The 11,355-nt window shown below is 61.0% G+C and carries 11 protein-coding genes; 8 read left to right on the top strand and 3 right to left on the bottom strand.

Annotated elements, in window-relative coordinates:
* The first annotated feature begins 111 nt into the window (after positions 1-111).
* A complete protein-coding gene (locus GGD46_RS00400) occupies positions 112-1,008 on the top strand; it encodes a LysR family transcriptional regulator (RefSeq protein WP_184700710.1) in 897 nt (298 codons plus the stop codon).
* Positions 1,009-1,038: 30 nt separating this feature from the next.
* Entirely contained in the window at positions 1,039-1,602 is a 564-nt protein-coding gene (locus tag GGD46_RS00395; RefSeq protein WP_184700708.1) for an O-acetyl-ADP-ribose deacetylase, read from the top strand.
* 12 nt (positions 1,603-1,614) lie between these two features.
* On the opposite strand, the gene GGD46_RS00390 is transcribed toward GGD46_RS00395, so the two are convergent.
* Positions 1,615-2,778 (bottom strand): adenosylhomocysteinase, encoded by a 1,164-nt coding sequence (locus tag GGD46_RS00390; protein ID WP_184700706.1) that lies wholly within the window; start codon positions 2,776-2,778, stop codon positions 1,615-1,617.
* A 135-nt stretch (positions 2,779-2,913) separates the two neighbouring features.
* Positions 2,914-3,822, bottom strand: a complete 909-nt coding sequence (locus GGD46_RS00385; RefSeq protein ID WP_184700704.1) for a LysR substrate-binding domain-containing protein — start codon at positions 3,820-3,822, stop codon at positions 2,914-2,916.
* Positions 3,823-4,125: 303 nt separating this feature from the next.
* Between GGD46_RS00385 and GGD46_RS00380 the strand changes: the two genes are divergently transcribed.
* The 3 genes from GGD46_RS00380 to GGD46_RS00370 all read left to right on the top strand — a co-directional run bounded on the left by GGD46_RS00380 (position 4,126) and on the right by GGD46_RS00370 (position 7,066).
* Positions 4,126-4,584: an NUDIX hydrolase gene (locus GGD46_RS00380; protein ID WP_409527654.1), complete on the top strand. Its 459-nt coding sequence runs from the start codon at positions 4,126-4,128 to the stop codon at positions 4,582-4,584.
* A gap of 96 nt (positions 4,585-4,680) precedes the next feature.
* Positions 4,681-6,216 carry an inorganic phosphate transporter gene (locus GGD46_RS00375; protein ID WP_184700702.1) on the top strand — a complete coding sequence of 512 codons (1,536 nt, stop codon included), beginning with the start codon at positions 4,681-4,683 and terminating at the stop codon, positions 6,214-6,216.
* A gap of 112 nt (positions 6,217-6,328) precedes the next feature.
* Positions 6,329-7,066 (top strand): 16S rRNA (uracil(1498)-N(3))-methyltransferase, encoded by a 738-nt coding sequence (locus GGD46_RS00370; RefSeq protein WP_184700700.1) that lies wholly within the window; start codon positions 6,329-6,331, stop codon positions 7,064-7,066.
* A 3-nt stretch (positions 7,067-7,069) separates the two neighbouring features.
* On the opposite strand, the gene GGD46_RS00365 is transcribed toward GGD46_RS00370, so the two are convergent.
* Entirely contained in the window at positions 7,070-7,684 is a 615-nt protein-coding gene (locus tag GGD46_RS00365) for a LysE family translocator (protein ID WP_184700698.1), read from the bottom strand.
* A gap of 240 nt (positions 7,685-7,924) precedes the next feature.
* Between GGD46_RS00365 and GGD46_RS00360 the strand changes: the two genes are divergently transcribed.
* The 3 genes from GGD46_RS00360 (at position 7,925) to GGD46_RS00350 (ending at position 11,346) form a co-directional block, all read left to right on the top strand.
* The gene (locus tag GGD46_RS00360; protein ID WP_184700696.1) at positions 7,925-9,298 is read left to right on the top strand and encodes a glutamate--cysteine ligase; all 1,374 of its coding nucleotides are present in this window, start codon (positions 7,925-7,927) and stop codon (positions 9,296-9,298) included.
* A gap of 137 nt (positions 9,299-9,435) precedes the next feature.
* Complete coding sequence (locus tag GGD46_RS00355) at positions 9,436-10,305, top strand: DUF937 domain-containing protein (protein WP_184700694.1); 870 nt, start codon at positions 9,436-9,438, stop codon at positions 10,303-10,305.
* A gap of 162 nt (positions 10,306-10,467) precedes the next feature.
* On the top strand, positions 10,468-11,346 hold the full coding sequence (locus tag GGD46_RS00350; RefSeq protein ID WP_184700692.1) for an aldo/keto reductase family oxidoreductase: 879 nt from the start codon (positions 10,468-10,470) through the stop codon (positions 11,344-11,346).
* The last annotated feature ends 9 nt before the right edge of the window (positions 11,347-11,355 follow it).

The following is an 11,355-nucleotide window of genomic DNA, read 5'->3' as shown; positions in this document are numbered from 1 at the left end:
TCCTGCGTCCGATTTGGGGCGTCGGCTCCTTTTAACGCATTACAGGCTTAGCGCTTTCCCAAAATTGGCGCAAATGATAAGCATTTATTCCAAAACAGGAAATAATAGTGCATGACCAATCTTGGGGATCTTGAAATCTTCGCCAGCGTCGTCGCCACAGGCAGCATGTCGCTGGCCGGCCGCGCGCTCGGCTTTTCTCCCGCCGTCATTTCGAAACGCATCAAGCGCCTGGAAGACAGGCTCGGCACGCGGCTTTTGCAACGCACGACGCGGCAGATTTCGCTGACGGAGGCCGGCCAGGGCTTCTATGACCGGGTGCTTGCCATCCTGGCCGGGCTGGAAGAGGCGGAAGCCTATATCGCCGGCCGCTCGGCGCAGATGCAAGGTACGCTGAAAATCTCCGCGCCCACCTCCTTCGGCCGGCTGCACATCGCCCCGCACTTGAAATCCTTCATGCAGGCGCATCCGGACCTGGCGATCAATCTGGTGCTCAGCGACGAATTCGTCGATATCGTCGGCGGCGGCTTCGATATCGCCATCCGCATTGCCGAACTCACCGATTCGAGTCTCGTCGCGCGTAGGCTTGCTCCCGTGCGCAGGGTGCTCTGCGCGGCCCCCTCCTATATCGAAACCCACGGCATGCCCGTGGATATAGAGGATTTGCGCCGGCATATCTGCCTGCCGGCGCACAACCACGATCCCTGGCGGCTGGATGGCCCCAAGGGAGGCCTTACCTTCCGTCCCGAGGGCAAGCTGATCACCAATTCCAGCGAGGTCATCCGTGAGGCCGTGATTGCCGGCTTCGGCATTGCGCTGCGCTCGACCTGGGACATCGGCCCCGAATTGCGCGACGGTCGTCTCGTCCAGGTGCTGCCGGCTTATGAGGGGTCGCACAGCGTCACGCTTTCGGCAGTCTATCCGACCAGGCAGTTCCTGCCGGCGAAAGTGCGCGTCTTCATCGACTTCCTGACGGAACTTTATGGCCCCGTGCCCTATTGGGAGCGATAAGAGAGGTCTTCGAAAATCGAGGAGATCAGCATGTCCGCGCTTGAAACCATTCGCTCCGATCTTTCGAACATCACGCGGACACGCTTCACCGTCGTTCTCGGCGACATTACCAGGCTTTCCGTCGACGCCATCGTCAATGCCGCAAATAGCAGCCTTCTCGGCGGAGGCGGCGTCGATGGCGCGATCCACCGGGCTGCCGGGCCGGAGCTTGTTGCCGAATGCCGGATGCTGAACGGCTGCAAGACCGGGCAAGCGAAGATCACCAAGGGATATCGCCTGCAGGCCAGGCATGTCATCCACACGGTCGGTCCCGTCTGGAACGGCGGCGGCAATGGCGAGGACGGGCTGCTTGCGGCCTGCTATCGCAACAGCCTCGGCCTAGCCCGCGAGCATGGCCTGAAGAGCATCGCCTTTCCCGCAATTTCCACGGGTGTCTACCGCTTTCCCGTTTTGCCCGCCGCAGAGATCGCCACGCGCATCGCCGTTGCTGAAAGTACCGATGGCGCTTTCAGCGAGATCATCTTCTGCTGCTTCGGCGACGAGATGGCCGGGCTCTATGATCGACTGCTGCCGGAAGCGCTGGCGAGCGCCTGATGGTGCCGCCCGTTAGCGCGCCAAATCCAGATAGGCGGAGGCAACCATGGCGTCGATATCGGCGGGAACAGGGATGACGCAGGCTTCCCTGCCGAGCCCGCCCTTGGCGACGCGCTCCAGGCAGCGAGCCTGCAAGGTAAAGCCGAGATCCATGGATTCGACCGTGTTGCCGAGCGGGCGCGGACCGGCGAGATTGGCCATGTGGCCACCGCCGAGAATGTGGAAGGCCCGGCCGTCACGCATACGCACGGTCTCGATATATTCGGCCTCGTAGCGATCGATGCCGGCGACCTCAGGGCTACTGCGGAATGCCTCGACGTCGATCTCATGCGGGAAGTGGCCGCCATTCATCAGGATCGCGCCATCCTTGATAAGTGACAGATCGGCCGCGGTGATGATGTTCGGATAGCCGGTAACGGTCACGAGGACATCGGCAGAGCGGATCGCCGCTTCGCGCAATGGCGTCGTGAAGCCATCGAGATGGGCTTCGAGCGTGGTGACCGGATCGATGTCAACGACACTGACAGCGGAAAAGGCATTGCGGAAACAGGCTGCCGTCCCCTTGCCGCAGGCGCCGTAACCGAAGACGGTGACGCGCTTGCCGTTGGTGGAGCGATTGGTGAAGCGCAGATAGCTCTCGAATAGGCTCTGCCCGACGGCATGGCGGTTTTCGGCGACTTGCTTGATCGGGCTGTCGTTGATGACGAGGATCGGCATGTTGAGCTTATCGCGCATCGGCATTAGCCGGGTGCGGCCGGAGGTGGTTTCCTCGGTGCCGCCAAGAAGATTAGCATAGGGCTTGTCGGCTGCACGGGCAAAGAGATCGCCGCCATTGTCGAGCAGCAGATCCGGTTTTTCCGCCAGGATCGCATCGAGGCTCGCGCCATGCTCATCGGCATCGCTGGTCTGCGTCGCAAAGACCTTGATGCCTTGGGCGCGCAGATAATCCACTGTTTCCGGCTGGGTGCTATTGAGATTGCCGGTGCAGACGAGACCGGCACCGCCGGCGCGCAAAGTCATCAGCAGCGCGACCGTCTTCGGCTCCAGATGAATGCCGGAGCCGATGGTCAGGCCGGCAAAGGGCTTCGTTTCGCGAAATTCTCTGGCCGTGGCGGCGAGCAACCGGCAGCTATGGGCAACCCAATCGATGCGAGACAAAGAAGAAGGCTGATGCATGACGTGCTCCTGGCGGCTGGTTCGTTGGGCCGATCTGGCACGATGGGCAACGGCCTGTCGATGGACATTGGAATAGGCCGCATGGCAGAAAATCTGCCATGCCCGTGGGAGACCAATATATGGCCGAATGTCCTACTAGGATTGCGCCGCCCCTGCCCGGCTCAGCCAGTCAGCCAGGCGGACGAGCGCGGGATCCTTCGTGTCGCTGCTGCGAATGCTGAGGCTGTAGCCTGCCGGCCGGTGAATGAAGCCATAGGGCGCGACCAGCGTCCCGCGCACGAGATCGTCACCAATGGCCGTCCGGGGCGCGATGGCAACGCCGAGGCCGGAGCGGGCGGCGCCGATGGCCAGCAGCAAATCCTCGAATTCGCGCTTGCGGGCGAACCGGACAGGCGCGCGGCCGCTTTCCGAAAACCAGTCATCCCAGAGGCTTGGAGCGGAACGGCTGCCGAGCGCGACCGCACCGGCCAGGGCGGCGACGCCGGAACCAAGACTCAGGCGCGACGAGACGTCCGACGTGGCAACAGGACCGAATTCGTCCTCCATGAAACGTATGGCCGTGATATCCCGCGTCGGCCTGTATTCCCCGCCCATGATGACCGCTTCGAGATCGGCGCGCCTCGCCAGCGGCTCGACCATCGCCATCGGCACGATGTCTATATCGATGCCGTCGAGGGTTGCCTGCAGATCGGCCACCCGCGGCATCAGCCACCAGACGGCGAAGGCCGAGGGAACGCCAAGGCGAAGCGTGCGGCGATTTCCCTCCGACAGTTCCGCGGATGCCCGCGCGAGAATACCGAAGGCAACGCCTATAGAATCGGCAAAGGCCCGGCCCTTCGCCGTCAGCACGAGCCGGCCGTTTTCCCGATCGAACAAGGGCACGCCGAAATGGGTTTCGAGCAGGTTCAATTGCTGCCTGACGGCACCGCGCACGACGCCGAGTTCCTCCGCCGCCTTCAGGATGCTGCCACGGCGCGCCACGGCATCAAAGGCGCGCAGCGCGTTCAAGGGCGGGAGGCGTTGAGGCACGACACGATCGGGCATGGCAAGGTTTTATCTTTCTTTCCAAGGCAATAACGCATAGGCCCAAGCAACTGCGCCATCTGCGGCATGAAAATGCTGTTGAATGTCGCTTCCAGCACAATCCCTGGCGAATATCAGGGAGCAAGTCCTGTTACTTTTATCTACTCACCTCTCAATAAATTTGTGGGGAAATACCATATCTCCATATATGGAACGCAATTTTTTTCCACACAATGTTATGATCGAAGCAAAGCAGAATCCCCAACCCCAAAGGTGAACCGACAATTGGCCATACTCAGCCGTATAGCAAATGATGTGCAACTCATGTTTCGGCGTCCGCCGCGACAACAGTATGCCGCGCTCTGTTATCGGCTGAAGAAGAAGACGGGTGAGCTGGAGATGCTGCTGCTTACCAGCCGCGACACCGGCCGGTGGGTCATTCCGAAGGGATGGCCGATGCCCGGCAAACTCTCCCACGAAGTCGCGGCGCGCGAAGCCTATGAAGAGGCAGGCGTGCGCGGGGCGGTGGAAACAACACCGCTCGGCTCCTTCGGTTACGACAAGGTGCTGAAAGACGGCATTCAGGTGCCCTGCCGTGTGCAGGTCTACGCGCTTGAGGTCAATGAACTCGTCAAGAACTTCAAGGAGAAGGGCGAGCGCTCGATGGAGTGGGTTTCCTGCGACGAAGCGGTCAAGCGCGTGCGCGAGCCTGAATTGCGGGATCTGATCCTTGCCTTCGCACAGCGGATGACGCAAACCAGCGCTATCGCGCAGATAAAGTAAGCCACATTAGTCACAAGAAATTGTGTCAGGATCGACGGTGGATATTGCGCGGCCTCGCAGCCGGCGCAATACGAGAGTTTTGTTTCAGAGAATAGCATGCCCGACCGACCGGCCACACCAGTAAAACGGACGCTCGATAAGGACCTCGACAAATTCACCTATGTCGAGGATGCGACCTACCATGTCACCAGGCGTCTCGTGGCACCGGGACTGGGCCTGATCTTTCTCGGCCTCGCTATGGTCTTCGCCGGCATCTACGTGTTCGACAATCCGCGCGCCACAGTGATCTTTGCAGCCGTCGCGCTTGCCGGCTACATGGCCATGAACATCGGCGCGAAGGACGTGGCCAACAATGTCGGCGCGGCGGTGGGGGCGCGTGCGATTACCATGACACAGGCGCTGGTCATGGCGGCCATCTTCGAGATCCTCGGCGCGACCATCGCCGGTGGTCCGGTCATCAACACGATCTCAACGCATATCGTCGATACCGACCGGATCATCAGCGTCGGCAAACTGGCCTGGCTGATGATGGCGGCGCTGCTGGCCGCGGCCCTCTGGATCAATTTCGCGACCTGGCTCAAAGCGCCGGTCTCAACCACGCACACGATCGTCGGGGCTGTCGTTGGTGCAGGTGCTGCATCGGTCGGCCCGGAACTGGTGAACTGGCATGTCCTGGCGGCAATATCTGCGGGCTGGGTGATAACCCCTTTCCTTGGCGGCACCATCGCCGCCGGCATCCTCTATTTCATCGAAACCTTCATCATCTATCGCGATGATAAGATTGCCGCCGCGCGACATTGGATTCCGATCCTGATCGGACTGATGGCCGGTGCCTTTGCGGGCTATCTCGTCGTCCAGCTGGAACCGAAGGGGGCAATCCCCAATATCGGGAACGTGGCGATCGGTGTCAGCGTCGGCATCATCACCTGGCTCGTTGCACGACCGCTGGTCGCGGCGCAGTCCGTCGGGCTCGAAAACAAGAACAGCTCGCTGCGCAAGCTTTTCCGTCTGCCACTGATCTGTTCCGCAGCGCTGATGTCCTTTGCCCATGGCGCCAACGACATCGCCAATGCCATCGGCCCGCTGGCGGCTATCGTGCGCGACATCGGCATCGGCGGCTCGCTCAACCTTGTGGCCGAGACGACTGCCCACAAGGCGCCTTTCTGGGTGGTCATGATCGGCGGCTGCGGCATCTCCGTGGGCGTGCTGCTTTACGGGCCGCGCCTGATTCGCCTTCTTGGCGAGCAGATCACCAAGCTCAATCCGATGCGGGCCTATTGCGTAGCCGTGTCCGCAGCACTTACCGTTATCGTCGCCGCATGGTTCGGCTTTCCGGTGAGCTCGACGCATATTGCCGTCGGGGCGGTTTTCGGGGTCGGCTTTTTCCGCGAATGGTCGACTGTCGGCTCGAAGCGGCGCCTCGCCTACATGCGCAAGAGAGCCGAAGCCGCGGGCATTCCCTGGAACGAGCCGGAAACCACCGACGAGCGCAATCCCGACGAAATCCATCGCCGCCGCCTGGTGCGCCGCTCGCACTTCATGACCATCATCGCCGCCTGGGCGATTACCGTTCCGGTTGCGGCCCTGCTTGCCGCCGTCGTATATTGGGTTATGGTCGCGCTCTTCATTTAGGACGGTTGGGCTTCTCATCGGATCCTCGTACCGCCTCGTCATTTGTATTTGCGCAATTCCGCAGGGAAGACCGCTGCGGACTTTTCGCGGAATTGCTTTAGGGGGGTAATCCATGCGCGCCAATTTCCGCATGCAGCGGCTGTTCGTGACATCAGATATCAAGGCAGGCTCTGCCATCGAGGCCGATCAGGATCAGTTCAACTATCTCGCCAATGTGCTGCGCATGGAGGATGGTGCCGAGCTTCTGATCTTCAACGGCCGCGACGGTGAGTGGAAAGTCAGCGTCTCGTTCCCCTCCCGCAAGCGCATCCTGCTGACGCCGGTCGAAGAAACGCGGCCGCAGCCGAGCCCTTCCGATCTGCACTATCTCTTCGCGCCGCTGAAGGTGGGACGGCTCGATTATCTCGTGCAGAAGGCCGTCGAAATGGGTGCCGGCCTGCTGCAGCCGGTCATGACGCAGCATGTGCAGGGCAAGATCACCAATCTCGACAAGGTCAAGGCCAATGTCATCGAGGCAGCGGAGCAATGCGGCATCCTCGGCATTCCCGCTGTCGCCGAACCGGTAAAGCTGACCGACCTGCTTGCCGGCTGGCCGCGCGATCGTCGCATCATCTATTGCGACGAGGGCGATGCCGGCCAGAATCCGCTGCCGCTGCTGTCGCAGGTAAAGGAGAAGCATCTGGCGCTGCTGGTCGGGCCCGAGGGCGGTTTTTCCGAAGAAGAACGTGCTCTGCTGCGCAGCCTAGATTTCGTTACCGCCATTCCACTCGGGCCGCGCATCCTGCGCGCCGACACGGCCGCCGTTGCCGCCATGGCGGTGATACAGGCGGCGATCGGCGACTGGAACTGAGTTTCACTCCAATACGGCGACGACGGTCGCGACGATCAGCAGGATCGCCAGCGAGATGTTGACGATCCGCGACACCGTCGGATCTTGTAGAAAGCGCGAGAGCGACGCGCCGACGAGAAGCCAGACCATATGGATGGTAATGATCATGCCGGTCAGCAACGCGATCTTGACGGTGGCGTCGAGCAAGCGTTGATCCTGAAACAGGCTGACGGCGGCAAAGACGGCTGCAATCGCCAGATAGGCCTTGGGATTGGCGACGGCGAGCAGAAAGCCGCCGGAGAAGGCTGGAGCCGCCTTATTGTCGTTACTGCGCGACAGCGGCGGTGCGGTGGCGATCTTGAAGGCGAGATAGAGGATGTAGACGGCCGAGACCGTGGTCAGCACGAAGGCACCGTGCGGCACGGACAGGACGATCGCAACGACGCCGGCCGCCACGGCCAGCAAGACCGCGACTGTGCCCGCGATCAGGCCGCAGACATAGCCAAGCGACCGCCGGAAGCCATAGGCCGCCCCCATTGCCGTCGCGCTGATCGTCGAGGGGCCGGGACTTCCCATGATGACCAGTGAAGCCAAAAGCAACGTCAATATGGGATAATAAAAGCCGTTTGGGCCGTTCATCGATATGCTCCGCTGATGTCAGTGGAGGCAAATTATCGGCGCGAATAGCGAGATGTCTTGAACGCTTGTGCAATATGCCGTCGGCAGACACGAGTGCGATGCACTTGCGAGACATAAAATCCTATTTTTTTGAACGACCCTTGAAAGAAATTCACTTGCACCGTACCTCAATCCGCGTCAATCACCCTCCAATTGACCTGCGACCGGCGCGGGTTCTCCTCCGAGATCTAAGGTAATACCATGGCGCGCGATACTACCGACCAGACTCCGCTCAGCTCGGTCTCGGAAATGACGGCCTATCTGGCGGCCGGCAACAAGCCGAAGGAAAAATTCCGCATCGGCACGGAGCACGAGAAATTCGTATTCTTCCGTGCCGACAACAGCCCCGTGCCCTATTTCGGCGACGCCAGCATTTCCGCGCTCCTCAAGGGGCTGCAGGCAAAGAGCGGCTGGGACCCGATCATGGACGGCGAGAACATCATCGGGCTCGGCGAACCCACAGGCATGGGCGCGATTTCGATCGAGCCGGGCGGCCAGTTCGAACTCTCCGGCGCGCCGCTCGAAACCATCCACGAGACCTGCAAGGAATCGAACAACCATCTAGCGGCAGTGCGCGAAATCGCCGAGCCGATGGGGATCCGCTTCCTCGGCGTCGGCGGCAGCCCGAAATGGACGCTGGCCGAAACGCCGCGCATGCCGAAATCGCGCTACGAGATCATGACCCGTTACATGCCGAAGGTCGGCACCAAGGGTCTCGACATGATGTACCGCACCTGTACGATCCAGGTGAACCTCGACTTCTCGTCGGAAGCCGATATGCGCCGCAAGATGCGCGTGTCGATGAAGCTGCAATCGCTGGCAACAGCGCTCTTCGCCTCCTCGCCCTTCACCGAGGGCAAGCCGAACGGGCTTTCTTCCTGGCGCGGCGAAATCTGGAAGGACACCGACAATCGCCGCGGCGGCCTGCTCGATTTCACCTTCCGCGACGATTTCGGCTTTGAGGACTATGTGAAGTGGGCGCTCGACGTTCCCATGTATTTCGTCGTACGTGACGGTCGTTACCACGACTGTACGCATGTCACCTTCCGCCAGTTCATGGACGGCGCCCTGAAGGGCGAAATCGCCGATTGGGAACCGACGATGGGCGACTGGACGAACCATCTCTCGACGCTGTTCCCCGACGTGCGCCTCAAGCGCTTCCTCGAAATGCGCGGCGCAGACGGCGGCCCCTGGCGCCGCATCTGTGCACTGCCGGCCTTCTGGGTCGGTCTGCTCTATGACGACGAGGCTCTGACGGCAGCCGACGCGCTGACTAAGGACTGGAGCTTCGACGAGGTCAATGCGCTGCGCGATGTCGTCCCGTCGCAGGGATTGAAGGCTTCCATGAAGGGTCATAGCCTCATGGATGTGGCGCGCGAAGTGGTCGGCATTTCCCGCCTCGGCCTCAAGAATCGCGGCCGCTTGAACGGCGATGGGCAGGACGAAACCGTGTTCCTGGCACCGCTCGATGAGGTGCTTGCCAAAAAGGGCACGCTCGCCGACGATCTTCTGATGCTCTACAACGGCCGCTGGAACCAGTCAGTCGAGCCGATCTTCGAGGAATATCAGTACTGACACCGGGCTTGCCTGCCTTCATCGCCTCGACGGCATGAAGGCAGAAACCGGTATGCGCCCTCCTTTTTCCCGCTATACTATCGGAATCAAGCGCCGCCTGATTCCGAAGCGGCCTCATTGTGGGGAAAGGGACTTCGATGCTGCCACTCTTCGACATGATGATGCAGGCACAGAACGGCGCCGCCACGGAGGCCATGGCCAAGCAGTTCAATCTCGCGCAAGAGCAAGCGGCGAAGGCGATGGCCGCGCTGATGCCCGCATTCTCGACCGGCTTCAAGCGCAGCGCGACGGACCCCTATAATTTCATGGGCGTGATGCAGGACATCACGTCAGGTAGCTACGCCAAATATTTCGAGGACATGAGCAAGGCCTTCACGCCTGAGGGCATCGCCGACGGCAACACCGTGCTGGCGCGGCTGTTCGGCTCCAAGGATGTTTCCCGCGCGATCGCTACACAAGCTGCGCAGATGACCGGCGTCGGCCAGGAAGTCTACAAGCGCATGCTGCCCGCCATGGCTGATACGCTGATGGGCGGCCTCTTCAAGGAGACCAGCGGCCAAATCCCGCAGATGGCCAATCCCTTTCTTAATACCGCCATGGGCGAGATGATGCAGGGCTGGCTGCAGACCATCGGTTTTGCGCCGAAGCAGAAGCCCACGCCGCAGGCGAGCATTTTCGACAATCCCTTCACGCAGGCGATGGAACTGATGTTCGGCGCCGATCCGGCCAAGCACGAGAAGGCCGCACAAACCAATCCCTTCCTCGACAATCCTTTCGCCAAAGCGTTCCAGGACATGATGAGGAACTTCCCGATGCCGGTCGCCCCGGCAAAGGAAGAGCCGAAGGCCAAGCCCGCCGCCGGTGTCGACATGGCGGCCTATACCGAGATGTTCAACGCCATGTTCGACAGCGGCCTGGAAGTGCAGAAGAACTATCAAAAGAACATGGAAGCGATATTCGACAGCTATCTGCAAGCTGACAGCAAGCCGGCGCCGACGCAAAGCTAACACTTTAGTCGATATCCCGTCATGGATGCTGGTTGGGCGTCTTTGCAGGCCAATGCCAATTGCAGGCATTGTTCGAAATTCCGCACAGCCCGTGCGGATTGCACCCAGTTATCAGACACTGAGACACGGCCTATCTCTCACTCATCTTGAAGGGAGATACCCATGTCCATCATCGACCAATCCGGCAGCTTCACTCTCGGCGACCGCCGCGTCAAACGGCTCGGCTATGGCGCCATGCAACTGGCTGGCCCCGGCGTCTTCGGCCCGCCCAAGGACCACGACACTGCAATTGCAGTTCTGCGCCAAGCCGTGGCGTCCGGCGTCGATCACATCGACACCAGCGACTTCTATGGGCCGCATGTCACCAATCAACTGATCCGCGAGGCGCTTCATCCCTATCGCGATGATCTGGTCATCGTCACCAAGATCGGCGCGCGACGCGGCGCCGATGCATCCTGGCTGCCGGCGTTTTCAGCTGACGAGCTAAGGCAGGCGGTTCACGACAATCTGCGCAATCTTCAGCTCGACGTCATCGATGTCGTCAATCTCCGCATCATGCTCAATCCGCATCACCCGAGCGAAGGTTCGATCGAAGCGCCGCTGACGGCTCTTGCGGAGCTTCAGCGTCAAGGGCTGGTGCGGCATATCGGGCTTAGCAACGTCACGCGCAGCCAAGTCGCCGAAGGCCGCAAGATCACAGAGATCGTCTGCGTGCAGAACCTCTACAATCTTGCACAGCGTACGGACGACGCGTTGATCGACGAGCTGGGACGCGACGGGATCGCCTATGTGCCCTTCTTCCCGCTCGGCGGCTTTACACCATTGCAATCTTCGACGCTCTCCGATGTTGCGACCCGCGTGAACACGACGCCGATGCAGGTCGCCCTCGCCTGGCTTCTGCATCGCGCCCCGAATATCCTCCTCATTCCGGGTACTTCGTCGCTCAGCCACCTGCAGCAGAACATCGCCGCAGCGGGCCTGACGCTGCCTGGCGATGCGATCGCGGAACTCGATCGCATCGCGGGTCCGAGCCACGCCTGACAACGCCGA

The sequence above is a fragment of the Martinezella lusitana genome (assembly GCF_014207095.1).
In the GTDB taxonomy this organism is placed as follows: Bacteria; Pseudomonadota; Alphaproteobacteria; order Rhizobiales; family Rhizobiaceae; genus Rhizobium; species Rhizobium lusitanum_B.
This window is presented reverse-complemented; position numbering and strand designations above follow the sequence as displayed.